Below are 24,896 nucleotides of genomic sequence, written 5' to 3' on the forward strand. Positions count from 1 at the left end.
ATTCATACCGTTTGTCGCATACCAGGGGATGGACGGTGACTCCTTGTGGCCGGCCCTCGCACGCGTTGCGACCGCACATGTCGACCTGCCGTGCTGACTCTGGGAAAAATTTTTACTCAGACCCGAGAGGACCTCGACGTACCTCTCGTGATCAGGCAGCATACGGTGTGTCTCCGTACGGAATGACGTGGCTTGAGGGGGTTCGGACCCTTGCCATGTCTTGGTTACTTGTTTAAAGCTTTCTTGTAATACGGGACCGGCTCTACCCCCCCAGAGCCGGACCGCAAGGCGACCCCCGCTCTCCCCCCCGGCGGGGGTCGCCCTTTTTTCTTGATCCGTCCGTGGTCAATAGTGGACGACCCGAACTGCCCTCCCGGCCTTGTCCACAGGCCGGGCTTCGTCCACAGAACGGCGTTCGCTCGCCCGTGCCGGTCGCGGCCTCTCGCATCGTGGTCCTCCCAACCGCCGAGTCGTCCCGGACGACAGGGAGACACCGATGCCACGCCCACTGGCCATAACCGACGATCAGGAACTCCTCGACGATCTGCTCCGCATCGCCGCCGCCGCGGGCGTCGAACTCGACGTCGCCCACGCGGCCGCCCAGGCCCGGCCACACTGGATGAGGGCGCCGCTGGTCGTGGTCGGCGGCGACCTGGCCGACGATCTCGCCGCCACGGGTCCGCCGCCCCGGCAGAACGTCGTCGTCGTGACGCGGACGGCCGACGACCCCGACATGTGGCGCAGGTGCGTCGCGGTCGGGGCGCACACCGTGCTGGAGCTGCCCGAGGCCGAGCGGCTCCTCGTGGAGGAGTTCGGCGACGCCGCCGAGCCCGTGACCAGGGCCGGCACGGTCCTGTGCGTCACGGGAGGGAAGGGCGGAGCCGGTGCCACCGTCCTCGCGGCCTCCCTGGCGCTGACGGCGTCCCGCGGCGGGCTGCGGACGCTCCTCGTCGACGCCGACCCGCTCGGCGGCGGCGTCGACGTGCTGCTCGGTCAGGAGGAGGCCCAGGGCGCCCGCTGGCCCGACGTCGTCGGGAGAGAAGGCAGGGTGAGCTTCACCGCCCTTCAGGAGGCGCTGCCCACCTTCGGGGAGCTCACCGTGTTGTCGGCGCATCGCGGCGAGCCGGTGCGCATACCCCGGGAGGCGATGCGCGTCGTGCTCGACGCCGCGCAGCGTGGCTGCGACCTGATCGTGGTCGATGTGCCCCGCCATCTCGGCGAAGGCGAGGCCGAGGCGCTCGCCAGGGCCGCCGCGACGCTCGTCGTCGTTCCGGCGGACCTGCGAGGAGCGCTCGCGGCGGCTCAGACGGTCACGCTGCTCCGGCCGGGGACCGGCGACCTGCGCCTGGTGATGCGCGCCGGGACGCTCGATCCCAAGGTGGTCGCGGCCTCTTTGTCGGTCCCGTGCGCCGGTGTGCTCCCGGAGGTGCGCGGACTCGTGGAGACGCTCGATCGGGGCGACCCGCCGCCGCTGCGCCGCTCCCCGTTGGGCCGCTTCTGCGCTGAGCTGCTCGACTCCCTCCTCGCCGGGTCCTCCCCACCCGACCTCGCCGACAGGGCCGACAGGGCCGACAGGGCCGACAGGATCGACCTGGTCCGCCGGAGCCACCGGACTGACCGGAGCGACAGGAGCGACCGATCCGACGGGACCGGCCGGCGGTTCACCGGGGCGGGCGGCTCATGACCCGCGAAGGCCCCGTGACCGCTCCCGGAGTCGCCGCCGATCTCGTCGAGGCGGTGCGTGTACGGCTGTCGCAGACCGGTGCCGCCCCCACCGCGGCCCAGGTGGCGGCGGCCCTGCGCGCGGAGCGGGCCGTGCTCGGCGACGCCGAGGTCCTCGCCGTCGCCCGAACGCTGCGCGCCCATCTCATCGGCGCCGGCCCGCTCGAAGCCCTGCTGGCCGAGCCGGGTGTGACGGACATCCTGGTCAACGGGCCTCGCGAGGTGTGGGTGGACGACGGGGACGGCCTGCGCAGGACGAGCGTGACGTTTCCGGGAGACGACGAGGTCCGCAGGCTCGCCCAGCGCCTGGCCGCGGCGGCCGGGCGCCGTCTCGACGACGCCTGCCCCTACGCGGACGCCCGGCTCGCGGGCGGCGTCCGCCTGCACGCGGTGCTCCCGCCGATCGCGGCCGAGGGAACCTGCCTGTCCCTGCGGCTGCCGTCACGGCGGGCGTTCACCGTGGAGGAGCTCGCCGCGGAGGGTGGAGCCGCCGTGCTCCGCGCGATCATGGCGGCGCGGCTGGCGTTCCTGGTCACCGGAGGAACGGGAACAGGAAAAACGACGATGTTGAGTGCCATGCTCTCCCTCGCGGGTCCGGCCGAGCGTCTGCTGCTGGTCGAAGACTCCGCCGAGTTGCAGCCCGTGCACCCGCACGTCGTACGGCTGGAGGCACGGCCGCCGAACCTGGAGGGCGCGGGCGGGGTCGGGCTGCGCGATCTCGTACGGCAGGCCCTCCGGATGCGGCCCGACCGCCTCGTCGTGGGCGAGGTGCGGGGAGCGGAAGTTGTCGATCTCCTGGCGGCGCTCAACACCGGCCACGAGGGCGGCTGCGGCACGCTGCACGCCAACAACGCCGCCGACGTGCCCGCGCGACTGGAGGCTCTGGCCTGCGCGGCGGGGCTGTCGCGGGAGGCGGTGCACAGCCAGATCTCCGCCGCGCTCGATCTCGTCATCCACCTCGTGCGGGAGGCCGGCGGAGGCCGCCGCCGCGTCGCGGAGATCTGCGTGCTCCAACGCGGCCCGTCCGGCCTGGTGACCGCGGCCCCGGCCCTGACCTTCGATCCGGACGGCCGGGCGCGCCGGGGCCCGTCCTTCGAGACGTTGCGAGCACGCTGCCCGGCCTCGTGGCCGTCATGACGCCGCCGGGCGGGCTGGTCCCGGAACTGGTCGCGATGCTTGCCGCCGCGCTCGCCGCCTGGGAGTGGACCGGGCCGGATGCCGGGACGACACGGCTGACGTCGCTCACCCGGAGGCGGCGGCCAAGGGACATGCGCAGGTTCTGGGCCGCGCTCACCCGCCGTCCACGGCCGGGGGCGACGGCGGCGGCCTGGCGTGCGGCGTCCATCGAGCTGTGCCAGAGCCTGGCGGCCGAGCTGTCGGCGGGCAGGACTCCGGGAGACGCCCTCGCGCGGGCGGTCTCCTCGGTCGACCTGCCCGACCCGGCGGCGCTCGCCCCGGTGGTCGCCGCCGCCAGGGACGGCGGCGATGTCGCCGCGGCACTGCTGAACGCCGCCCCCGCCCGCGGCGGTGAGGGACTGGCCCGGCTGGCCGCGTGCTGGCGGGTCAGCGTGGCCGTGGGCGGGGGCCTCACCGCACTGGTGGAACGGGTGTGTGCGTCTCTGCGGGAGGCACAGGCCCATCGGGAAGAGGTCGCCGCCCAGCTTTCCGGCCCCAGGGCGACCGCCCGGATGCTGGCGGGCCTGCCCGTGCTCGGCCTGCTGATGGCCGCCGGGCTCGGCATGGATCCGCTGGCGTTCCTGTTCGGCGGCCCGGCGGGGTTCGTCTGCCTGGCCGTCGGGCTCGCCCTCGACACCGCCGGCGTCTGGTGGACCCGCAGGCTCGTCACCCGCGCGGAGGAGCTGACGCTGCCATGAACGGACGGCCCCGGCATTGACATGCGGGGACGGTGCGGGTGATCGGAGGCACGGTCGGCCAGTGCGGCGGCCGATCGGGGGTGCGGGCGGCGGCCGTGCGAGAGGTGTGGCGAGCGGCAGGTGTCACATGTGCCGAAGAGTAAGGCCGTCGTCGTGAGAGACGACGCCGGTTGTTGTGCTGGAGACGCTTGTCCTGCTGGAGAGGGAGCGAGACATGATCGCCATGCTGGCCGGGCTCCTGACCACGCTCGCCATGCTGGCGTGGCCGGTCGCCCGTTCGCCGGCCGTGCGGCTCAACGCCATCGCGTCGTCGGCGGCGTCGGAGACGCAGGCAAGGGGGTCACCAGACCCTGGGTCGATGAGCGCGAGCGCGGCAGGCCGGGGGATGGCGGTCGCGGCACCCGTGGGGGTCGCGCTGTTCCTGTTTCTCGGCGGCCTGATGGGGGCGTGCGCGGGGACGGTGGCGGCCATCGGTCTATTCGCCGCCGTCCGCAGGCGGGAACCGGCCGAGGTCAGGCGCCGCCGGGAGCGTATGGGGGCCGACCTTCCGTTCGCCGTCGATTTGATCGTGGCCTCTCTCCGGGCAGGACAACCGATGAGCGGGGCCGTCGAGACGACCGCCGCCGCGATCGCCGGCCCGGTGGGCGAGCGCCTCTCATGGGCGGGTGCCCGCATGCGCCTGGGCGCGCCTCCCGAGGAGGCCTGGACCGCACTGTCCGATGAACCGGCGCTCGCTCCTCTGGCCAGAACGATGATCCGGGCCGCCCAGAGCGGCGCGCCGGTCGCCGACGTCCTCACCCGGCTCGCCGACGACGCCCGGCGTACGGCTCAGGCCAGGGCGTCGGCCGCGGCGCGGAGGGTGGGCGTCCACGCCGTCGCACCGCTCGGGCTCTGCTTCCTGCCGGCCTTCGTCTTCCTGGGGATCGTCCCCATGGTCGCGGGCCTGGCGGGTCAGATCCTCCTGCCGTGAGCAACAGGCCGGCTCCTCCTGATGACCAAGGGGCAGACCTCCTGCATGAACAGTCTGTGGACAACCTCATCCACACCTGTGGACAGCGGGCGGAGCAAATGACCCAAGAGCTCATGATTGGCCGGTCGTATCTCCACACATGAAGGCGCTGTCGCTGTGGACAACTGCGGCTGCAGCGCTCTTGTCCACAGAACCGTGCTCGGCCCGGATTCGGCCATCCGTGATCCCGCAGTCTGGCCCCAGCGCGGGCGGAGTGGCCGCCCCGAGCGGGACCAGGAGGACCGATGAGCAAGCACGCCGCGACCGGCCGGAGGAACCAGACGGGCACGACCCTCCGGCGGCGAGACGCCAGCGCTGTGGGCCGTCACAGGGCGCGACCGGCACGATGGGCGGCGCTCCTGCGCTCCGCACGAAGGGCACTGCTCGGCCGCTCCGGGCGTGCGTCCCTGTTCACACGCTTCGGCCGTTGGGCGGGAGTCGGCCGGCTACGGAACGCCGTGCAGGCGGTGGGCGGCGTCTCGCGGAGGTCGTGCGCCGCACTGCGGCGATCGGTCGGCACAGCCTCGCGCCGTGCTCGGGAGCTGTCCGTTCAGTGGGCGGTGCAGGCCGGGACGAGGGCCGACGCGGGCATGTCCACCGCGGAGTACGCCGTCGGCACCATAGCCGCCTGCGGGTTCGCCGCGCTGCTCTGGAAGGTGGTCACCAGTGCCGAAGTGAGGTCCATGCTCGCCGCGCTCATCCAGAAGGCGCTGAAGCTGGCCGCCTGAGGCTTCCGGCGATGCGCTGCTGTGCGTGGATGCCGCGACGCCGGGTGGCGGACCTGCGGCTTCGGCAGGATCGGGGATCGGTGACGGCGGAGACCGCTGTCGCGCTTCCGGCCCTCGTGCTGGTGCTGACCGCCGCACTGTGGGCGGTGACGATCGTGGGCGCGCAACTGCGATGCGTCGATGCGGCCGGGGCCGGTGCACGGGCGGCGGCGCGCGGCGAGGTGGCCGAGGAGGTGCGCGAGGCGGTCCTGCGGCTGGCTCCGGAGGGGGCCACGGTGACGATTCGCGTGGGGGCGGACACCACCCGGGTCGAGGTCGTCGCGACGGTCCGGCCGCCTTTCAGGACGCCGCTTCCGCCGGCTCGCCTCCGGGCCGCCGCCGTCTCCAGCACCGAACCCGGCGTTTTTGCGCCGCTGTCAGCGCCTGCCGAGGCGACCCGGTCTCCGGGCTTCCGGGAAGACCTGGGCGCTCCGAGATCAGGCGTACGCGGCCGACCAGGCATACGCGGCTGACGAGGCGAGCGGGCCATGTGGATGAGGAGAGCGCAGGCATGCAGGGGCGCAGCGCGCTCCGGGCGGGAACGCGGCTCGGCGACCATCTGGACGATCGCCCTCATGACCGCCGTCTGGGCGGTGGCGATGGTCGTCGTCCAGGTGGGCGTCGCTCGCGTCGCGCGACATCGAGCGCAGAGCGCCGCCGACCTCGGCGCGCTCGAGGCCGCTCGCGTGGCGCTGGCCGCCCCGACCGAGGCGTGTCATCGAGCGAAGGCGATCACGGTCGCCAACGGCGCGGCGCTGCGGTCGTGCTCGCTGTCGGGCGATGTCGCCGAGGTCGTGGTGACCGTGCGGTTCGTGGTCCCCCTCATCGGTTCCGCGACGGCCACCGCCTCCGCATCGGCCGGTCCGGTCGGTGCCCCGGCATGAGAAGGCCGGCCCGGTGGGCGGATCAGCGCGCGGCAAAGAACAAGACTGCTCTTTTCCCGAGGGCCGCCCTAGGTTCGGCAGTCGTGGCGGGCGAAGGGAGCGCACGGTGACGGAGCTCTGGGAGATGGCGGCGAGCGACCTGGCCGAGCTTGTCAGGGGCGAGGAGGTGTCGTGCCGTGAGGTGATCGAGGCCCATCTACGACGCATCGAGGCGGTGAACCCACGGGTGAACGCCGTGACGGTGACGCTGGCGGAGGACGCGCTGGAAACGGCGGACGCGGCCGACGCGGCGCTGCGGCGGGGCGTTCCGCCCGGACCATTGTGCGGAGTGCCGATGACGGTCAAGGAGAACATCGACGTGGCGGGGTCGGCGACGACTCTCGGGATCGTCCCGTTGCGGGATGCGGTCGCGGCAGAGGACGCGCCGCACATCGCCGAATTGCGTGCGGCGGGGGCGATTCCGCTGGGCCGCACCAACATGCCGGAGTTCGGCATGCGGTGGCACACCGACAACGCGCTGCGGGGCGCGACGCGTAACCCATGGTCGGCAGGGCACACGGCGGGTGGTTCGAGTGGCGGCGACGCGGTCGCCGTGGCCGCGGGGATGGCCCCGCTCGGCATGGGAAACGACGGCGCCGGCTCCCTGCGCTGGCCGGCGCAGTGCTGTGGGGTCGCGGCGCTGAAACCCTCGCTCGGCCGGGTGGCTCAGGCAGGCGCCGGGGGCGCCCGGCGGCCAACTCCGTTCGCGTTCCAGTTGCTGGGTGTGCACGGCCCCATCGCCCGGCACGTACGCGACCTGCGACTGGCGTTCCGGCACATGTGCGGACAGCCGGGAGGAGACCCGTGGTACGCCCCGGTCCCTCTGGAAGGGCCGCGGATGGCCGCCCCGATTCGTGTGTCGGTCGTCGCCCGCCCCGGGGGAGCCCCTGTGCACCCCGATGTGGCCGGGGCCGTCCGCGCGGCCGCCGGGATCCTGTCCGACGTCGGATATCTGGTCGAGGAGAGTGAGGCCCCGGCACTCGAAAGAGCAGCAGAGATCTACACGCAGATCATGTCGAGGTTCGGGCGCGTGCATGACGAACAGCCACCGGTGCACGAGCTGGCCTCCGAGGCGTTCGTCCGCTTCTGGGCCGTCTACGAGCCCATCTGGACGGAGGCGGCGGGTGCGCCCACGTTCGATCCGATGATGGAGAGAGCCACGATCGCGCGGCACTGGGCCGAGTGGATGCGCCGGACCCCCTTGATCCTCGCACCGATCTGTACGAGACCGGCGTTCGCCGTGGGGGCCGACCTCGATCCGGCCTGGCTGGCGGACTGGCCCGCGTCGATGCGAATGAGCGTGGCGGCGAACCTGCTGGGGCTCCCTGCGGTGGCGGTGCCGATCGCCGAACGCGGCGGGCCTCCGCAGGCGGTGCAGATCATCGGTCCCCGATTCCGCGAGGATCTCTGCCTCGCGGCGGCGGCCGCCGTCGAAGCCGCGATCCCGCCGCTGACACCCGTCGATCCGCGATGAGGCCTTATCGGCCGGTCAGGTGCGACCTGGCACAGAGCGCATTTGGATCCTCCGCATTTGAGGCTACTTCTGTCGCAAAAGAATCACGACTTCTTAGACATAAGGTCCAAGAGTGGACGGCTGGCGTAAAGTGCCGCGTACTCTCCGTCGCCGTGCGTGTTCGGCCGAGACAGCCGGGGCGGGCGGTTCTGTATGAAGGGATGCGTCGTGACCAGGGTTCGTAGGCTGGGCACAACGGCGTTGATCGTTCTGGCGGCTCTGACGTGCACGCCGATGGTCGGTGCCGCACCCGCGAACGCGGCCGACGCCGAGATCCTCTCCCCCGCGGACGGGGAGGTCGTCAAATCGTCCGGCGCGGTGGCCGTGTCCGCGAAGACGGACTGGTACCAGATCAGCATGGCCCTGTACGTCGAGGGACCGTCCGCATCCCGGCAGAAGATCGCTTCGGGTGGCGCGAACCAGACCATCAGCGGAGCCTTCGACCCTGGCAACGCCCCCAACGGCACGTTCACGGTCAGCCTGTTCGGCGAGGTCACGCACAAGACCTACGCCACCTCGACCTTTGTGCTCAGCCGCCCGCCGGAGGCTCCCTCCGGGGTCGGGGCGCAGCTCAAGAATCCCTCGACAGTCCTGGTCCGCTGGGCGAAGGGCGCCGAGCCGGATCTCCAGTCGTACGAGATCACCTCGGTCAAGGCCCGTAAGTCCGGCTCCGTTTCCGCCGACTCCGCCTGCTCCGGTTCGACCTGTCAGACGAGCCTGGCGCTTCCGGCCGGTATGGGCGGGCAGAAGGTGGACGTCTCCGTCCGCGCGTTCCGTTCGGACGGCACAGGCGGCACCGTCGCCTCTCAGCGCTCCGCCGCCGCGTACGTGATCGTTCCCAAGCCGAAGGCGTCCCCGAGCCCCTCACCGAAGCCGTCGAAGAAGCCGGGCCAGTCGGCGGCCAAGCCGCCCGCCCAGACTCCGAAGACGCACCGGTCCGCCGCCGTGCCGAACCCGGAACCGGCACTGCCCAAGGACACCACGCGGCCGAAGGACACCGAGCTCACGCTGCCGGAGGCGAACGGCGGCAGTGACCAGACCGAGCCGGTGGTCGTCCCTGAGAAGGCCGACGATCCGAAGATGACGGCTCAGTCGTCTTTCCTGCCGCTCGGCGGGCTGAGCTTCGGCGTGTACGTCGCCCTCGCCGTCGTCCTGCTGCTCACGGGCGCGAACCTGGGCGCCTGGCTGCGGCGCAAGGGCCTGACAAGTGACAGCGCGGGCGGGGGACGATCCGGTGGCCCGGAGCCGCGGCCGATGACGGGACAGACGGGCGTCTCGCCTGAGGCCGCCATGGTGGCGAGTGGCGCGACCGCGTCCGGCGGCGCCGCCACGGCGAAGGCACGCGGGAAGGCGCCTCTGCGACGTCCCTCCGTCATCCTGGCCAGGCCGAAGGCCCCCGAGAGTCTCCCGGAGACGGAGGCCGACACCGAGATCCACTTGGACGCCGTCTCCTCGACGACCGAGGGCACCGGCACCATCCCAGCCGCAGGTGTCGGCGAGGACACGATCCCCGGCGCAAGCGTCGGTGCGGACACCATCCCCGGCGCAGGTGTGGGGACGGGTTCCTTCCCGGACTCTGGCTCGGATGTCGGAATGGGCACTCACCCCGGCCCTGGCGCAGGCGTCGGCGCGGATGTCGACCCTGGCGTGGGCATGGACACGGACACGGACATGGACACGGAGACCACGGTGTCCGGTCACGAGCCGGCCACCCCCATCGACCGGCCGGACCAGCAGGAGCCGCAGCCGGTGATACCGGCGCCGGTGGTGTCCGCGGGTGCGGCGACCAACGGCCAGATGCTGGAAGGACCTCTCCGCCAGCCCGAGCCGGACGTCTGGACGGAGGACGACGACAGCCTCTACTCCGGCCGCCGGCGCGATCTCTGACGGTCGCACAGCTCCGGCACCTCCGCCGCTGATCGCCGGCGGCCGCGCTGGGAGCGCCCACACGCCTGCCGGGGGGCGGGCCGCCCCGCGCCCCCGGAGGGCCGGTGCGTGTGCCGAAGGGGCGGCCTGTCTGTGGGGCGGGGCGGTCCGTGGTCTGCCGTGTTTCTGCGCGCCGGAATCAGGTGGCCAGGAGGATGTCGAGGAGGCGGATCGCTCCGGCCTTGTCGAGCGGCTCGTTGCCGTTGCCGCACTTGGGAGACTGGATGCAGGACGGGCAGCCCCGCTCGCATTCGCATGAGGCGATCGCCTCCCGCGTCGCCGTGAGCCAGTCGGACGCCCGGGCGTACCCACGCTCGGCGAAGCCCGCGCCTCCGTCGTGGCCGTCGTAGACGAAGACGGTGAGCAGGCCGGTGTCGGGGTGGAGCTCGGTGGACACGCCGCCGATGTCCCAGCGGTCGCAGGTCGCGAAGAGGGGCAGCAGGCCGATCGAGGCGTGCTCGGCCGCGTGCGCCGCCCCGCCGAGATCCACCGCCTGTCCGGGCTTGACGAGGTCGGCGAGCGCGGGCGTGGGCAGGGTCCACCAGACGGCGCGGGTGCAGAGCGTGCGCGGCGGCAGGTCGAGCGGCTCCTCGCCGAGAACTTCTCCGGTCTGGGTGCGCCGCTTGAGATACGAGACGACCTGGCGGGTGACCTCCACCGAGCCGAAGTGCAGGGTGCCGGGCCCGAAGGGCCGCGAACGCAGCGACTCCATCACCCGGATGTCGGTGACGTCCCGCGCGAAGGTCGTGTAGTCCGGGTCGGCGGAGGTGACCAGGGCGACCCCCGCGTCCAGATCGAGCACGTCGACCACGAACGTCTCGCTCTGATGGAGGTAGACGGCTCCGGCATGGACCATGGTGTGCGCCGACGGCTCGTCGACCGTGCCCAGCAGGCGGCCGGTGGACGCCTCCACGACCTGCACGGGAGCGCCGCCCGAGCCGCGGATGTCCGCCAGATCGGCGGCGTGATCCCGGCTCGTCCAGAACCACCCCGTGGGGCGCCTGCGCAGCAGTCCCTGCTCCACGAGGTCGTCGAGCACGCCCCGCGCCGCCGGGCCGAAGGTCGTCAGGTCGTCCTCCGTGAGCGGGATCTCCGCGGCGGCCGCGCACAGGTGAGGCGCCAGCACGTACGGATTGTCGGGATCGAGGACGATGGCCTCCACAGGCTGTCCGAACACCGCCTCGGGGTGATGGACGATGTAGGTGTCGAGCGGGTCGTCACGCGCGATCAGTACGGCCAGGGCGTCCTGGCCCGCACGACCGGCCCGGCCCGCCTGCTGCCACAAGGATGCGCGGGTGCCGGGCCATCCGGCGATGAGGACCGCGTCGAGCCCTGAGACGTCGACGCCGAGTTCGAGCGCGTTGGTGGTGGCCAGGCCGGTCAGCTCGCCCGAGCGCAGGGCTTTTTCGAGCACGCGCCGGTCGTCGGCCAGGTAGCCCGCCCGGTAGGCCGCCACCCGGTCGGCCAGCCGCCCTCTGTGGTCCGTCCCGCGCCCCACGCCGGTCTCATCCGCTTCTTCGGTCCCGGCGAGCTGGGAGATCGTGGTGGCGTGGGAGGTCTCGGCGGCCCCGCCCGCGTCGCGCATCGCCCCGCCCGCGCCTGGAGCGTCGCCGAAGGGCCCGCCTGCGTCGCCTACCTCTCCCGGCAGGCCCTCCCCGTACTCCCCGTACGGCGCGGGCTCGGCGTCGAGGAGGGCCTCGACCTCCTCGAGCGTCCGGCGGGCGGTGAGGGCCACGGCCTCGGCGGCGCGGCGGGAGCGGACGAACGCGAGGGTGCGGACGTCCTCGATCACGAGGTCCGCCAGGAGATCGGCCGCCTCGGCCGTGGCCGTACGGCGGACGGGGGCGCCGCTTTCCCCGCGTAAATCGGTCAGAGGCGGCTCCCACAGGGCGAAGGTGGTCGAACCCCGGGGAGAGGCGTCCGTGGTCACCTCGGCCATCTCAAGCCCGGTGAGGCGCATTCCCGCGGCGGCGGGGTCGCTCGCGGTGGCCGACGCCAGCAGGAACACGGGGGAGGAGCCGTATCTGCCGGCGACCCGGCGCAGCCGGCGCAGGATCTGGGCGACGTGGGAGCCGAAGACGCCCCGATAGCCGTGGCACTCGTCCACGACCACCAGCCGTAGCCGCCGCCAGAACGACGACCAGGACGAGTGCCTGGGCAGAATCGACCTGTGCAGCATGTCCGGGTTGGTCAGCACGTAGTTGGCGTTCTGGCGGACCCACCGGCGTTCCTCGGGCGGCGTGTCGCCGTCGTACGTCGCCGCGCGCACCTGCGTCAGCCGCAGCTTGCGCAGGGCCCTGAGCTGGTCGGCGGCGAGCGCCTTGGTCGGGGTGAGATAAAGCACGGTGCCACCGGCGAAGATCTCCGCGACGGCCGGCACCAGGTAGGCCAGCGATTTTCCGGACGCGGTTCCTGTGGCAATGATCACGTTTTGGCCACGTTTAACCAGCTCGGCGGCTATAAGCTGGTGCTCCCACAAGCCAGAGACACCTTGCAGGCGAAGGCGCGAGACCAGCAGCTCAGGAGCCCATTCCGGCCATCTCGCCTCACCTGCCTGACGTGCTGGAACATGCTCCACATGAGTCACGCGTCCCCGGCGTGCGGGAACCGCGAGCAGACGGGTGAGAAGGTCGCCTGTTCGGGCAGAGGACGAAGAAGTCGGAGTCACTGGTTTCCAGTTTGGCATCTGCGGGGAGAGTCGCCCGGAGTCGTGATTTCGTATAGACACGGAGTCGTAGCGTGGTTGAATGCCGCGCATCGGGTCGTGCCTCTGGACTACCAGGATGCATGACCTGTCACGAGACCTACGCAAGTAAGGCGCTGGAGGATCTGTGGATCTGAAGTTGGACCACCATTCCGAGGACAATCTCACCATCGTCGATGTCGAGGGTGAGATCGACGTCTACACCGCGCCCAGACTGCGTGAGCTGCTGATCGACCTGGTCAACAAGGGCAACTTCCACCTGCTCGTGAACATGGAGAAGGTGGACTTCCTCGACTCGACTGGTCTTGGCGTGCTGGTCGGCGGCCTCAAGCGGGTGCGGGCGCACGACGGCTCCCTGGAGCTCGTCTGCACGCAGGAGCGCATCCTGAAGATCTTCCGCATCACCGGCTTGACGAAGGTCTTCGGGATCTACGCCTCGGTCGAGGAGGCCAAGGAAGCCCACGGCCGGGACAAGTGACGGCCGAGGACTCAGCAACATGGCCACCGTCGAGCTGACGTTCAGCGCTCTGCCCGCCCACGTGCGTACGGCCCGTTTGGTCGCCACGGCCATCGCCCGGCGCACCGGAGTGGCCGAGGCGATCCTGGACGAGGTGCGGCTCGCCGTCGGAGAGGCGTGCTCGCGGGCTGTGGAGGCACACCGCCTCCACTGCCCGGGGGAGCCGGTACGCATCGAGTTACGCGATGACGCGGGGCGCTTCGAGGTGACGGTCACGGACGCCGCCCCCAGCGAGGACGTGACGCCCCAGGTGCTGGAGGCGAACGGGAGCCTCATGCCCGAGATCGACAATCTGGGCATCGCGGTCATCGCGGGACTGGCCGACGACGTCGAGGTGCTCCCCGGGCCGAAGGGCATGCGCATCCGCATGAGCTGGCCCGCGTCGTCCCCCGGCATCGCCGCCCTCTGACCGGCGAAAGCCTGCGACGACCGGCGAAACCGCCAACCCTCCGAGGGCATCCGAGGATGGCTCTCACGCACCTCGAAGACCCGCTGAGACGGGCCTTCGAGGCGAAAGCCTTCGAGCAGATCGAGTGTCGCCCCCCGGCGTGACACTCGATCTTTTGCTATGTCCGGCCCTGTTTCGGACGGACCGAAACCATGCGCAAGGGAGTGCCGTAACCAAGGCGACCATCGCCGCCGCATCCCTGACTCCGCTGGTCAAAGCCCCTTCATAGCGGTGCAAATGTTCGGGCATTACTGGACGCCGTTTCGATTACGAGGCGCGAGGGCCTTCATATCCGTGGCATCGCTGCGTAGACTCCCGGCACCGGCCAAGGTATTGCGGATGCAACCGGAAGCGGCACTTGCCAACCCGCCCGGAAGCGCCGCACGGCCAGTGGGTTCGTTCAGCGTCGCCCGGGCAGGAGGACCGAAACCCCGTCTGGCCGAGGAGGACGGATGTTTGCCTTGCACGCCGCTGGCGAAGGCGCAGCGGTAGCCCTGAACGGTTCCCATCTCACTCTTGTCATAATCGTCGCCGTCGTGGCGTTGCTGGCATTGGCGGTCGCGGGCGGTCTCGTCCGCGAGGTGCTCGCCGCCGGGCAGGGCACCGAGCGAATGCAGAACATCGCGCGTGCCGTGCAGCAGGGCGCCGCCGCGTATCTCGCGCGGCAGTTCCGGACGCTGGCCATATTCGTCGTCATCATTCCGTTCCTGCTTCTGCTGCTCCCCGCGGGCTCGACCGGCGAGCGCATCGGCCGGTCCGTTTTCTTCGTCGTCGGCGCGGTGTTCTCCGCGCTGACCGGTTTCATCGGAATGTGGCTCGCCGTACGCGGAAACGTCCGCGTGGCGTCCGCCGCCCGCGAGTCGGGCGAGAAGACCGCGATGCGCATCGCGTTCCGTACGGGTGGCGTGGCCGGCATGTTCACGGTCGGCCTCGGCCTGCTGGGCGCCGCGATCGTCGTGCTGGTCTACAAGGGCGACGCGCCGAACGTCCTCGAGGGGTTCGGCTTCGGCGCCGCGCTGCTCGCGATGTTCATGCGTGTCGGCGGCGGCATCTTCACCAAGGCCGCCGACGTCGGCGCCGACCTGGTCGGCAAGGTCGAGCAGGGCATCCCCGAGGACGACCCGCGCAACGCCGCCACCATCGCCGACAACGTCGGTGACAACGTCGGCGACTGCGCCGGCATGGCCGCCGACCTGTTCGAGTCGTACGCCGTCACCCTGGTCGCGAGCCTGATCCTGGGCAAGGCCGCGTTCGGCACCGAGGGCCTGGTCTTCCCGCTGATCGTCCCGATGATCGGTGTGATCACCGCGGTCATCGGCATCTTCACCACGGCTCCCCGCTCGCGCGACCGTTCCGGCATGGCCGCCATCAACCGCGGCTTCTTCATCTCCGCCGCCATCTCGGCCGTGCTGGTGGCCGTCGCCGCGTTCGCGTACCTCCCGTCGAGCTTCGCCGAGCTGTCCGGCGCCGCCGCGGACGTCGCCGCGCTCTCCGCCGACCCGCGCCTGATCGCCATCGGCGCGGTGCTCGTGGGCCTGGTCCTGGCCAGCGCTATCCAGGTCCTCACCGGCTACTTCACCGAGACCAACCGGCGCCCGGTGCGGGAGATCGGCGAGAGCTCGCTCACCGGCCCCGCCACCGTCATCTTGTCCGGCATCTCGGTCGGTCTGGAGTCCGCGGTCTACTCCGCGCTGCTGATCGGCGGCGCGGTCTACGGCGCCTTCCTGCTCGGCTTCGGCAACGTGACCGTGGCGCTGTTCGCCGTGGCCCTCGCGGGCACCGGCCTGCTGACCACGGTCGGCGTGATCGTGTCGATGGACACCTTCGGCCCGGTCTCCGACAACGCCCAGGGCATCGCCGAGATGTCGGGCGACGTCGAGGGCGAGGGCGCGCGCGTGCTCACCTCCCTGGACGCGGTCGGCAACACCACCAAGGCCATCACCAAGGGCATCGCGATCGCGACCGCCGTGCTCGCGGCGACCGCGTTGTTCGGCTCGTTCCGGACGGCGGTCGAGGGCGAGCTGGCCAAGGCGACACAGGGTGTGAAGGACGCGCTCGGGTCGTTCGCGGACTTCAGCCTGTCGGTGGACGCCCCGAACGCCCTGGTCGGCCTCATCGTCGGCGCGGCCGTGGTGTTCCTGTTCTCCGGCCTCGCGATCAGCGCCGTCGGCCGCGCCGCCGGCCGGGTCGTGTACGAGGTGCGCGAGCAGTTCCGCACCAAACCGGGGATCATGGACGGCAGCGAGCTGCCGGACTACGGCCGCGTGGTGGACATCTGCACCCGCGACTCGCTGCGCGAGCTCGCGACCCCCGGCCTGCTCGCCGTGCTGACTCCGATCGCGGTCGGCTTCGCGCTCGGGTACGCGCCGCTCGGCGCCTACCTGGCCGGTGCCATCGCGGCCGGAACGCTGATGGCGGTGTTCCTCGCCAACTCCGGCGGCGCCTGGGACAACGCCAAGAAGCTGGTCGAGGACGGCCACCACGGCGGCAAGGGCTCGGAGGCGCATGCCGCCACCGTCATCGGTGACACCGTCGGCGACCCGTTCAAGGACACCGCGGGCCCGGCCATCAACCCGCTGATCAAGGTGATGAACCTGGTCGCGCTGCTGATCGCCCCGGCCGTCGTCACGTACGCCGACAACGTCGCGGTCCGCGTCACCGCGACGGTCGTCGCGGTGGCGGTCGTGGTCGGCGCCGTGGTGGTCTCCAAGCGCCGCGCCACGGGCATCGCCCCGTCCGGCGAGGCCGACCAGGCGTCCCGCGCCACGGAGCCCGTCGCCCACTGACGCGGCATCCATCCGGCTCGAAGGTCCCTCGCTCCTGGAGCGGGGGACCTTCTCCATACACTGAGCACTTATGGACAAGCCGAACGGGGGCAGGACGCTGGCGCTGATCCTGCTGACCATGGCCGTGATGATGGCCGTGATCGTGGGCCTCGCCGTGTGGGCCATGCCGTGAGCGCCCGGACGCTCGTCGTGGTCAGGCACGCCAACGCGGGCCAGGTGCCCGGCCTCCTGGACACCGAACGTCCGCTCACCCCGGGCGGTGAGCGCGACGCCCGCGCGGCCGGGGAGGAGATCAGGCGCCTCGCTCCGGAGCTCGTCCTGTGCTCGCCGTCGGTGCGCACCCGCAGGACCGCCGAACTGCTCGGCCTCGACGCTCCCGTCGAGATCGAACGCGACATCTACGAGGCGTACCCCGACGACCTCCTCGGCGTGCTGCGCCGTACGGACGACGAGATCGCGTCGGTCGTGCTCGTCGGTCACAACCCGGGCGTGCACGAGCTCGTCGTCGCGCTGACCGACGCACGGCTCGACGGCTTCCCGCCCTGCGCGTACGCCGTGATCGAGCTGGACGTGCCGTCATGGGAGGAGCTCGCCCCCGGCAGCGGACGGCTGGAGCAGATGAGCCGCCCCTGATTGCCGCGCGGCACGGCGGGTAGAAACACCCGCCTGCCGCTCAGGAACGTTGTGCTCGCCAGGGCGCCGAGGCTGGAGGATCCACGCCTCGCGCTCGGCTTCGGCCTGACCGGGGCCGCCTGCCTGGTGATCCCGCTGCTGGCCGGCATGCTCGTCGGGCACCCCGCGGGCGGCGCGACGGTCGGCCTCGGCGCATGGCTGGTCGCGGGGCGGGCCATCGTGGACCCCGCGGGTGTGCGCACGCCCTACCTGCTCGGCGTCGTGCTGTCGGTCGGCGTGGGGACGTCGCTGGGGATCCTGCTGTCGGGCAGCAGCTGGGCCATGGTCCTGGTCGCCTCGGCCCTGGCCGGGCTGGGCGGCCTGGTGCGCCCGATCGGCGTCACCCCGGCGCTCACGCTGCTGCTGACCGCCGCCAACCCGCTGCCGCTCGATCCCGCGCCGCACACCGGCCTGCAACTGCTCGGCGGCCTGCTGGCGGCCGTCCTGCTCACCCTGCCCTGGCCGTGGCGGCGCACCCGTCCGGTCGTCACCATGCTGAGCGAGGCGGCCGACACCCTGGCCGCGCTGGCCGAGGCCGTGGCCGACCCCGCGGTCGGTCAGGACGAGTGGGACGAGCGCCGCAGGAAGGCCGCCGCCGCGATCGCAGAGGTCCGCGTGGCCCGGGCCCGCCGCCTGCGGGGGGAGCGGTCGCGGGCGGCCGAGGAGGTCGCGCTCGCGTTGCGCCGGGTGTTCCACGAGATCATCGCGTTGCGCGGGCTGTGCGGCACGCTGGCCCGGCGCGCGCCCGGCGCGGCGGACGAGGCGGGGATCTGCGACCTCGTGGATTCGCTGTCCGCGGCCCTGCGCGGCTATCTGGCCGAGTGCCCGCCCGAGCACGTGCCGATCGTGGACTTCGGCGACCGGGTCGACCGGCTGCGCGACCGGGCCGCGGGCGGCAGGCGCGAGATGGTCGTGCTCGTCCTCCTCCGGCAGATCGCGCACAGCGCCGGGCGGATCCGGGAGGCGCTCGACGGCTCCGTGGAGGCGGCCCGCCGCCTGTGCGCGCCCGGCCTCGATCTGGCCACGCTGGCGGTCTCCCCGTCGCTCGCCTTCGACGACCCGCGGGTGCGGCACGCCCTGCGGGTCGTGCTCGGCACCGCCTTCGCCTCGATCGTCATCGTGCTGTTCAAGCCCGCGTACCCGCACTGGCTGGTGATCGCGGTGCTGGTCACCATCCAGCCGACGTACGGCGAGACGCGGGCCAAGGTGTGGGCGCGGGTGGGCGGCAGCACGGCCGGCGGCCTGGTCTCGGCCGGCATCCTCCACATCGCGCCGGGCCACTGGACGCTCGTCGCGCTGATCGGGGTGTCGGCCGCGCTGGCGTTCGGCCTGGCCCCGACGCACCAGGCCTACTGGGCGACGTTCATGACGATGTGCGTGCTGCTGCTGCTCGACTTCCAGAGGCCGCAGACCGCGGGGATCGCCGAGTCGCGGGTCGTCCTGACCATCCTCGGCGGTGTCATCGCCATCGCGTGCACGCGGCTGCTGTGGCCGCGAGGGGAGACTGAACGGCTGGCCGAGCGGGTCGGCCGGATGCTCGACTCGCACGCGGCGGCCGCCCGGGCGCTGGCGCAGATGGCCAGGGGCAAGGCGGGCGTCGAGCGGGCCGACGAGCGGATCAGGAAGGCCGCGGTGGACGCCGACATGGTCACGGGAGCGCTCGGCTACATCGCCAAGGAGCCCGGCGGCACGGCCCCCGAGGCGGTCGAGGAGGCCCTGGAGGCCGCCCAGCGGGTGCGCGACGACCTGCTGACGCTGATCTCGGTGCTCCGCGACGAGCCCACCGGCGCCGGGCCGGTGCCCGACGTCCTGGACGCCGTGGCCGTCCACCTGCGGGGCGCCGCGCAGGCCGTGTGCGGGCGGGAGCCGTACGAGCCGGCCGGGGAGGTGAGCCGGGGGCTCGCGGACGACGCCGTGTGGGTCGGCGCCCAGGCCGAGCGCCGGCTCACCGAACTGGAGGCGGACGACGCCGAGCCCGGCTCGGGGCGGGCGCTGCTGCGCACCGCCGCCGTCGACCAGGCGCTGCGTTCGCTGGGCGCCGACGCCGTACGGCTCTGTGCGGCGGTGTCCGGCGCGTTCGCGACCAGGCCCTGAGCCTGAGACTGAGACAACGATATGAGCGGTGGAGTTGCGGTCCGGTGATCGGCGTGCCCGGCTGAGTAGGTGTCCGGTTGGGGATCTGCTGATGGACGTCAACTACGCCGACAAGAGCAAGGACTTGGGGAGCTGATCCCCAAGCGCCGGGCCATGACCCAGCCCTGAGCTGAACTCCGGGTGCCATGGCACTCGGTGGCTTTGCTCGTTGCAATAGGACCTACAGGGGTCGGCCGACGGCTCGGTATCGGAGGGCGACTTGGGATCATGGTTCATCGGGTCGCCCGTCGGGTCGACCAGTTCCAGGCGATCGGGAGGATGAGGGCGGCTACGGCAGCTCCGCACAGGGCGAGGGAGCCGTAGCCACCCATGTCCATGACGGGCCCTGAGATGACTCCACCTCCAGCGGCGGCTATGCCCATGCCGACCTCCCCATAGCCCTCGAGTCGTGGGCGCTGCCGGCTGGGGACGCCGTTGGTGAGCAGGGCGCTTCCGGCGATCAGGGCGAGGTTCCATCCCACCCCCAGCAGCAGCATGGCTACGGCCAGGACGGCTGGGGACCGTGCGGCGGCTGCGGCCAGCCCCGCCACACTGAGGCGGCCGAGCACGACGCGAGCGGCAGGGGCATCGTCGGGGGCACGGATGCCCCCGACAGCGGAGTCTGGAGTGCGCAACCCGATCGCGAGCGTGCTCGTTGCCGCCGCGAAGCCGATCGCCGCGACCAGGTAGGACCCGCCCAGCGGGGGAAGCCCGAACCAGGCGGCCAGGTTGCTTGCCGGCGCGAGCAGGTTCGATCCGGCGACTGCCCCAGCAGTGGTCGTGACCAGCACGGACGCCATAGCCTGCCCCCGCCCGGTCGGGGAGGCAAGGTCTGCGGCGGCGTACCGGCCCAGCATCACTGTGGTGTTGCCCGCCCCGAGCAGCAGGCTGCCCGCCAGGACCAGTGGCAGGCTTGCGTACACGGCTGCGATGGTCACCACGACGCATCCGGCGAGCGCGACGGCCGCGCCGGTGCTCAGCGCGGCGCGGCGACCGCGATGGCTCGCCAATCCGGACAGCGCCAGGGCCGCGAGGGCGGAGCCGGCGACAAGCAGCGTCTGCGGCAGACCCGCAACCGCGTCGGAGCCGGCGATCTCGCCGGCGAGCAGGGACCCGGCTGTGCCGGCGAGTGACTGCGCGAGCCCGCCCAACACGCTGGCCGCCCACAGCACGTGCAGGGCCCGGGCCGGTGTGGCGTTGCGGTGTGGTCGCTGGCCGGCCGCCTCCGGCTGCCGGTTGGTGCCGGGAGTGGTGCTCGTCATGATGACGGGCCCGGCTGAGCTGGGGGCGTGGGCTGGAGGTATGGGCCGAGCAGTAGCGTCAACTGGTCGCGGACTTGCTCGGCTGGACTGCCACCGCCGGCCAGGCCCCAGGTGAGGAGCGCTCCGTTGTATGCGGCGTGAATCGCCCGCGGTAGTCGGCCGAGATCACCTGAGATGAGCTCACCCGCGGCTTGGCTGGCAGCCAGGACGTCCGCGATGGCGCGTTCGACGGCCGCGGTGTAGTCGCCGCTGATCCGCTGGAACTGTGGGTCAGCCAGATCCAGCAACAGGAACGCCAGGTGGTTGGCGAACTCCTCCGAGCTGCGGATGCCACCGGCGATGCCGGCGAGAACGTCGATCAGAGCCACGGTGGGAGCGCTCGCGTCCTGAGCTGCGGCCACCTGGAGGGGCAAGGTATCGGCCCCGTGACGGGCCACCGCCAGCAGAACTCCGCGTTTGGACCCGAAGCGCTGCACTACGGTAGCCGCAGACAATCCGACCTCACGGCCGACCTCCGCCAGCGTCAACCGTGCGGGACCCATACGCGCGATCACCCGCGCAGCCCCCGCCAGGATCTGCTCGTCGCTCACCGTTCGTGGCCGTCCAATCGTCATGAGGACATAGTAAACGAATAATCATTTACTATGTCGTCTGATCCAAGACAGAGGAGATGACCATGACGACCGTGACGCCCAACACCGTCTATGCGGCCCCTGCGGACGAGGCCGCCGTCGCGGCTGCGGCGGCAGGCCTGCAAGCGCGCGGTTACCATGTCCGCCGCGTGTCCGACGCGTGTCCGACGCGGCCGCGGCACGGCAAGCGGCGCTGGACCTGCTGCCCGACGGCGCTGAGGTGTTCACCGCGTCTTCGGTGACTGCCGACGCGATCGGCCTGATCCAGGAGATCGACAGCTCCGGCCGCTACACCGCGACCCGACCAAAGTTGATGGCGATGGACCCCGCGACCCAGATGAGCGAGATGCGCCGCCTCGGTGCCGCTCCGCAGTGGGTGGTTGGCAGCGTCCACGCGCTGACCCACGACGGAGACCTCATCATCGCCTCCGCAAGCGGCAGCCAGCTGGCCTCAATGGCCTACGGCGCCCAGAATGTGCTGCTCATCATCGGCGCCCAAAAGATCGTCCCTGACCTTGGCACCGCCATGCGGCGCGTCCACGAATACAGCCTGCCGTTGGAGGACGCCCGGGCCCGCTCGGCCTACGGCATGGGCAGCACCGTCCACAAGGTCCTGACCTTGCACGGCGACATCGAAGACGGCCGCGTCCGCGTGGTGCTCGTCGACGAGCCACTCGGCTTTTGACCCACCCGATCCGCGAAGGAAGACACCACCCATGACGCCACCCCTTATCGGACGGGTCGCCCTCGTCGCCGGCGCCACCCGCGGTGCCGGGCGCGGCATCGCCGTAGAGCTCGGCACCGCCGGCGCCACCGTCTACGTCACCGGCCGATCCACGCGCACCGCCCGATCCGACCTCGACCGCCCCGAGACGATCGAGGACACCGCCGAACTGGTCACCAAGGCCGGTGGCACCGGCATCGCGATCCGCTGCGACCACACACGCCCCGACGACGTCGCTGCCGTCATCGAGCGGGTGCGCACCGATCACGGTCGCCTGAACCTGCTGGTCAACGATGTGTGGGGCGGCGACCCGCTCACCGAGTGGGGAACCCCGTTCTGGCAGCTCGACCTGGCCAAGGTCCAGGCCCTGTGGGAACGCGCCGTTCTCACGCACCTGATCACCAGCCAGCATGCGGTACCACTCATGCTGGAACACCCCGGCGGCCTCATCGTCGAGGTGACCGACGGCGACGGCGCCCACTACCGCGGGAACCTCGCCTACGACCTGGTCAAGACCGCCGTCAATCGCCTGGCACTGGCCCAGGCGGAGGAACTGCGCGCGCACGGCATCACCACCCTCGCCGTCACCCCCGGATTCCTGCGCTCAGAAGCCATGCTCGACGGGTTCGGCGTCTCCGAGGCCAACTGGCGCGACGCCGGCGAGCGCGACCCGCACTTCCTAGCCTCAGAAACTCCCCGCTATATCGGCCGCGTCATCACCGCCCTGGCCACCGACTCTCACGTCGAACGCAAAAGCGGACAGGTGTTGACATCCTGGGATCTCGCCGAGGAATACAACGTGTACGACCTCGACGGCACCCGCCCGCACTGGGGCCGCCACTTCACCAACAACATCCTCAACGCATCCGCCTGACCACCGATCGCCCACAGCCTGCGGAGGTGCGCCAGAACATCGGCACCGCCGGGCGCACCTCCGCACGATGAACCTGTTGGATCAGCTACAGACCAACGCGCCCCGATTACCCGCTACCGCCGGCTGGTGCGGATCTACGAACGCAGGCCCGAGCACCACGAAGCCCTGATCCGGTGGGCCACGGTGCACCAGATGACCCGCCGCCTGACCCGCGAACTGGCAGGCCAGCCACCCCCGGGCCGCTGGGCCGACCCGCCGCCGCTTCCGGACCTGTCAAGGCCCGACCGGCGTGGCAAGGTCCTGGAACTTCTGGCCGGCCAGGTGGCAGGACCTAGATACGGGTGAGCCGGGAGAGCCGCTATGCTCCCGTGGCCCCATCGATGCGCTCTCGGATCAGGTCGGCGTGCCCGGTGTGCTGCGCGTACTCCTCCAGGAGGTGGATGTAGATCCAGCGGAGGCTGACCTTGCCGGTCGGCGCCCGGGGGTCGTCGGCCAGCTCCTCGAGGTCGATGTCCGCAACCGCGGCATCGCAGGCAGCCGTCTCCGCGAGGAAGGCGGCGTAGTCGGCCTCGGCGTCGGCGTCGGCCACCAGGTCGAAGTCGCCGTCTTCGTACTCCTCCGTGATGTGCAGCTCGGGCAAGTTTTCGTGCAGGAACTTCTCCCGGAACCACCAGCGCTCGACTTCCGTCATGTGTCGCAGGAGGCCGAGCAGCGTGAGGTTGGACGGCTCCACGGAGGCGGTCTTCAGTTGCTCGGAGGTGAGGCCGGCGCATTTGCGCAGCAGGAACAGCCGGCGGAGCTTCAACCAGTTATCCAGCATCTCGCGTTCGCCACAGGCCATGTCCGTCCGAGGTCCCCGCTCTACGTCGGGTGCTGTCCACGTCATGTCATCATCATGACGACCTGCGCAACTGATTTTGCGGGGCACGCGCGTATCTTGCCCGCCGCCGGGCGTATCGCTCGACGATGGGGCTCGACCAGGGCATCCCTGTCCCGGCCTCAGCGACCAAATCCTTTGTCAGCAGGCTCTGATACTGAGAAGTGAGTCTGAGGTCTCAGTTCATGGTGGGCGGCATGCCGTCCTCGGCGTCGGCCGCCTCGACCTCCTCGCGGGAGATGCCGAGCAGATAGAGGATCGAGTCGAGGTAGGGCACGTTGACCGCGGTGTCGGCGGCCTGCCGCACTATGGGCTTGGCGTTGAACGCGATGCCGAGCCCGGCGGCGGCGAACATGTCGAGGTCGTTCGCGCCGTCGCCGATCGCGACGGTCTGGCTCAGCGGGATGCCCGCCTCGGCGGCGAAGCGCTCCAGCGCCCGGGCCTTGCCCGGCCGGTCGACGATCTCGCCGACGACCCGCCCGGTGAGCCGGCCGTTCACGACCTCAAGGGTGTTGGCGGCCGAGTAGTCGATGCCGAGGTCGGCCACGAGGGAGTCGGTGATCTGGGTGAAGCCGCCGCTCACGATGGCGAAGCGGTAGTCGAGCCGCTTGAGGGTCCGCACCAGCGTGCGCGCGCCGGGGGTGAGGACGACCTCCTTGACGACCTTCTCGAAGACCTCCTCCGACAGCCCTTCGAGCAGCGCGACCCGCCTGACCAGCGACTCGACGAAGTCGAGCTCGCCGCGCATGGCCTCGTCGGTGACCCGGGCGACCTCGTCCAGGCACCCGGCGTGCCGGGCCAGCAGCTCGATGACCTCGTTCTGGATCAACGTCGAGTCGACGTCCATCACGATCAGGCGCTTGGCGCGGCGGTGCAGGCCGCTGCGCTGCACGGCCACGTCCACCTGCTGCGCCGCCGCCTCCGCGGCCAGCTCCGCCCGCAGCGCCTGGGGATCGGCGCCGGACACGGCGAGCTCGATGCACGTCACCGGATAGCTCGACAGCCGTTCGATCCTGTCGATGTTGGCGCCGCTCGCCGCGATCCGGCCGGCGATCCCGGCCATGGCGGCGGGCAGCAGTGGCGCGCCGAGGACGGTGACGTGCAGCCGCCCGCGTCGTCGCTTCTCCTTGGAAGTCGTGCCGGTCGCGATCTCCAGGTCCATGTCGAGGTCGGCGGCGACCTGCTCGACGGCCGTCCACAGACCGCCGATCGTGCCTCCGGTGCCGGTGGGCGGCCCCCCGGCGTACGCGACGAGAACGCCCAGAGTGAGGCGGCCTCGGATGACGACCTGCTCCACATCGGCCACGACGACCGGGAACCCGGACAGTACGGAGAACAGCCTCGAGGTGACGCCCGGGCGATCCGGGCCGGTCAGCGTGATCAGGAGCGTGCGCTGGTTCACGTTGTTTGAGGTTACTGCGCCGCTTGTCATGTGCGCGCACGAGGTTCACGATGCGGACGCCTTCATGCCCCCGCCCTGAGGCTCCGCTGTCATTTCCGCATGTCGTCATGGTGGTGGGCCGCGGAACGGGC

22 protein-coding genes are annotated in these 24,896 nt (G+C 71.4%); 17 read left to right on the forward strand and 5 right to left on the reverse strand.

The genetic code is table 11. The features are described 5' to 3' along the window. Positions 1 to 496 precede the first annotated feature (496 nt). The 9 genes from ssd to FLX08_RS40310 all read left to right on the forward strand — a co-directional run bounded on the left by ssd (position 497) and on the right by FLX08_RS40310 (position 9,695). Entirely contained in the window at positions 497 to 1,684 is a 1,188-nt protein-coding gene (gene ssd / locus FLX08_RS00890; protein WP_142616101.1) for a septum site-determining protein Ssd, read from the forward strand. Further along, on the forward strand, positions 1,681 to 2,859 hold the full coding sequence (locus tag FLX08_RS00895; protein ID WP_142616103.1) for a TadA family conjugal transfer-associated ATPase: 1,179 nt from the start codon (positions 1,681 to 1,683) through the stop codon (positions 2,857 to 2,859). Before ssd ends, FLX08_RS00895 begins: the two co-directional genes overlap by 4 nt. Further along, on the forward strand, positions 2,856 to 3,596 hold the full coding sequence (locus FLX08_RS00900; protein ID WP_142616352.1) for a type II secretion system F family protein: 741 nt from the start codon (positions 2,856 to 2,858) through the stop codon (positions 3,594 to 3,596). The genes FLX08_RS00895 and FLX08_RS00900 overlap by 4 nt, the downstream gene beginning before the upstream one ends. Before the next feature lie 214 nt (positions 3,597 to 3,810). Then, positions 3,811 to 4,566, forward strand: a complete 756-nt coding sequence (locus FLX08_RS00905) for a type II secretion system F family protein (protein WP_244312175.1) — start codon at positions 3,811 to 3,813, stop codon at positions 4,564 to 4,566. Positions 4,567 to 4,850: 284 nt separating this feature from the next. Then, entirely contained in the window at positions 4,851 to 5,333 is a 483-nt protein-coding gene (locus FLX08_RS00910; RefSeq protein ID WP_142616105.1) for a DUF4244 domain-containing protein, read from the forward strand. Positions 5,334 to 5,413: 80 nt separating this feature from the next. Continuing rightward, positions 5,414 to 5,845 (forward strand): TadE family type IV pilus minor pilin, encoded by a 432-nt coding sequence (locus FLX08_RS00915; protein ID WP_244312176.1) that lies wholly within the window; start codon positions 5,414 to 5,416, stop codon positions 5,843 to 5,845. A gap of 21 nt (positions 5,846 to 5,866) precedes the next feature. Further along, entirely contained in the window at positions 5,867 to 6,256 is a 390-nt protein-coding gene (locus tag FLX08_RS00920; RefSeq protein WP_280117081.1) for an Rv3654c family TadE-like protein, read from the forward strand. 106 nt (positions 6,257 to 6,362) lie between these two features. After that, positions 6,363 to 7,769, forward strand: a complete 1,407-nt coding sequence (locus FLX08_RS00925; protein WP_142616109.1) for an amidase — start codon at positions 6,363 to 6,365, stop codon at positions 7,767 to 7,769. A 207-nt stretch (positions 7,770 to 7,976) separates the two neighbouring features. Then, on the forward strand, positions 7,977 to 9,695 hold the full coding sequence (locus FLX08_RS40310; RefSeq protein WP_167530230.1) for a hypothetical protein: 1,719 nt from the start codon (positions 7,977 to 7,979) through the stop codon (positions 9,693 to 9,695). A gap of 178 nt (positions 9,696 to 9,873) precedes the next feature. On the opposite strand, the gene FLX08_RS00935 is transcribed toward FLX08_RS40310, so the two are convergent. Beyond that, entirely contained in the window at positions 9,874 to 12,162 is a 2,289-nt protein-coding gene (locus tag FLX08_RS00935; protein WP_244312177.1) for a DEAD/DEAH box helicase, read from the reverse strand. 403 nt (positions 12,163 to 12,565) lie between these two features. Here FLX08_RS00935 and FLX08_RS00940 point away from each other — a divergent pair, with 403 nt between their 5' ends. From FLX08_RS00940 to FLX08_RS00960, 5 genes are all read left to right on the forward strand, one after another. Next, entirely contained in the window at positions 12,566 to 12,916 is a 351-nt protein-coding gene (locus FLX08_RS00940; protein WP_030506779.1) for an STAS domain-containing protein, read from the forward strand. Positions 12,917 to 12,935: 19 nt separating this feature from the next. Further along, positions 12,936 to 13,364: an ATP-binding protein gene (locus tag FLX08_RS00945; RefSeq protein ID WP_142616113.1), complete on the forward strand. Its 429-nt coding sequence runs from the start codon at positions 12,936 to 12,938 to the stop codon at positions 13,362 to 13,364. Positions 13,365 to 13,855: 491 nt separating this feature from the next. Then, positions 13,856 to 16,189 (forward strand): sodium-translocating pyrophosphatase, encoded by a 2,334-nt coding sequence (locus tag FLX08_RS00950; RefSeq protein WP_142616115.1) that lies wholly within the window; start codon positions 13,856 to 13,858, stop codon positions 16,187 to 16,189. A gap of 168 nt (positions 16,190 to 16,357) precedes the next feature. Further along, a complete protein-coding gene (locus tag FLX08_RS00955; RefSeq protein ID WP_244312178.1) occupies positions 16,358 to 16,822 on the forward strand; it encodes a SixA phosphatase family protein in 465 nt (154 codons plus the stop codon). Between the two features lie 51 nt (positions 16,823 to 16,873). After that, positions 16,874 to 18,955, forward strand: a complete 2,082-nt coding sequence (locus FLX08_RS00960; RefSeq protein WP_142616119.1) for an FUSC family protein — start codon at positions 16,874 to 16,876, stop codon at positions 18,953 to 18,955. A gap of 272 nt (positions 18,956 to 19,227) precedes the next feature. Here FLX08_RS00960 and FLX08_RS00965 read toward each other — a convergent pair whose 3' ends face one another. Both FLX08_RS00965 and FLX08_RS00970 read right to left on the reverse strand, forming a co-directional pair. Beyond that, positions 19,228 to 20,256, reverse strand: coding sequence for an MFS transporter (locus FLX08_RS00965; RefSeq protein ID WP_142616122.1), 1,029 nt, complete (start codon positions 20,254 to 20,256; stop codon positions 19,228 to 19,230). Beyond that, positions 20,253 to 20,870, reverse strand: coding sequence for a TetR/AcrR family transcriptional regulator (locus FLX08_RS00970; protein ID WP_142616124.1), 618 nt, complete (start codon positions 20,868 to 20,870; stop codon positions 20,253 to 20,255). Before FLX08_RS00970 ends, FLX08_RS00965 begins: the two co-directional genes overlap by 4 nt. A 178-nt stretch (positions 20,871 to 21,048) precedes the next feature. Between FLX08_RS00970 and FLX08_RS00975 the strand changes: the two genes are divergently transcribed. From FLX08_RS00975 to FLX08_RS00985, 3 genes are all read left to right on the forward strand, one after another. Beyond that, on the forward strand, positions 21,049 to 21,573 hold the full coding sequence (locus tag FLX08_RS00975; RefSeq protein ID WP_167530231.1) for an LUD domain-containing protein: 525 nt from the start codon (positions 21,049 to 21,051) through the stop codon (positions 21,571 to 21,573). 31 nt (positions 21,574 to 21,604) lie between these two features. Further along, positions 21,605 to 22,486: an SDR family oxidoreductase gene (locus FLX08_RS00980; protein ID WP_142616128.1), complete on the forward strand. Its 882-nt coding sequence runs from the start codon at positions 21,605 to 21,607 to the stop codon at positions 22,484 to 22,486. A gap of 126 nt (positions 22,487 to 22,612) precedes the next feature. Next, positions 22,613 to 22,831 (forward strand): hypothetical protein, encoded by a 219-nt coding sequence (locus FLX08_RS00985; protein WP_142616130.1) that lies wholly within the window; start codon positions 22,613 to 22,615, stop codon positions 22,829 to 22,831. Between the two features lie 13 nt (positions 22,832 to 22,844). Here FLX08_RS00985 and FLX08_RS00990 read toward each other — a convergent pair whose 3' ends face one another. Together FLX08_RS00990 and serB are read right to left on the reverse strand one after the other, a co-directional pair. Further along, the gene (locus tag FLX08_RS00990) at positions 22,845 to 23,306 is read right to left on the reverse strand and encodes a DinB family protein (RefSeq protein ID WP_208761205.1); all 462 of its coding nucleotides are present in this window, start codon (positions 23,304 to 23,306) and stop codon (positions 22,845 to 22,847) included. 235 nt (positions 23,307 to 23,541) lie between these two features. Beyond that, positions 23,542 to 24,765 (reverse strand): phosphoserine phosphatase SerB, encoded by a 1,224-nt coding sequence (gene serB / locus FLX08_RS00995; RefSeq protein ID WP_244312179.1) that lies wholly within the window; start codon positions 24,763 to 24,765, stop codon positions 23,542 to 23,544. Positions 24,766 to 24,896: the final 131 nt, after the last annotated feature.

The sequence above is a fragment of the Microbispora hainanensis genome, from assembly GCF_006874475.1.
In the GTDB taxonomy this organism is placed as follows: Bacteria; Actinomycetota; Actinomycetes; order Streptosporangiales; family Streptosporangiaceae; genus Microbispora; species Microbispora hainanensis.

Bases quoted from the DNA above. Each gene is read 5' to 3' on its own strand.
- FLX08_RS00945 (WP_142616113.1), top strand. From the start codon at position 12,936: ATGGCCACCGTCGAGCTGACGTTCAGCGCTCTGCCCGCCCACGTGCGT.
- FLX08_RS00950 (WP_142616115.1), top strand. From the start codon at position 13,856: ATGTTTGCCTTGCACGCCGCTGGCGAAGGCGCAGCGGTAGCCCTGAAC.
- FLX08_RS00920 (WP_280117081.1), top strand. From the start codon at position 5,867: ATGAGGAGAGCGCAGGCATGCAGGGGCGCAGCGCGCTCCGGGCGGGAA.
- FLX08_RS00970 (WP_142616124.1), bottom strand. From the start codon at position 20,870: ATGACGATTGGACGGCCACGAACGGTGAGCGACGAGCAGATCCTGGCG.
- ssd (WP_142616101.1), top strand. From the start codon at position 497: ATGCCACGCCCACTGGCCATAACCGACGATCAGGAACTCCTCGACGAT.
- FLX08_RS00980 (WP_142616128.1), top strand. From the start codon at position 21,605: ATGACGCCACCCCTTATCGGACGGGTCGCCCTCGTCGCCGGCGCCACC.
- FLX08_RS00965 (WP_142616122.1), bottom strand. From the start codon at position 20,256: ATGACGAGCACCACTCCCGGCACCAACCGGCAGCCGGAGGCGGCCGGC.
- FLX08_RS00900 (WP_142616352.1), top strand. From the start codon at position 2,856: ATGACGCCGCCGGGCGGGCTGGTCCCGGAACTGGTCGCGATGCTTGCC.
- FLX08_RS00910 (WP_142616105.1), top strand. From the start codon at position 4,851: ATGAGCAAGCACGCCGCGACCGGCCGGAGGAACCAGACGGGCACGACC.
- FLX08_RS00895 (WP_142616103.1), top strand. From the start codon at position 1,681: ATGACCCGCGAAGGCCCCGTGACCGCTCCCGGAGTCGCCGCCGATCTC.
- FLX08_RS00905 (WP_244312175.1), top strand. From the start codon at position 3,811: ATGATCGCCATGCTGGCCGGGCTCCTGACCACGCTCGCCATGCTGGCG.
- FLX08_RS00990 (WP_208761205.1), bottom strand. From the start codon at position 23,306: ATGCTGGATAACTGGTTGAAGCTCCGCCGGCTGTTCCTGCTGCGCAAA.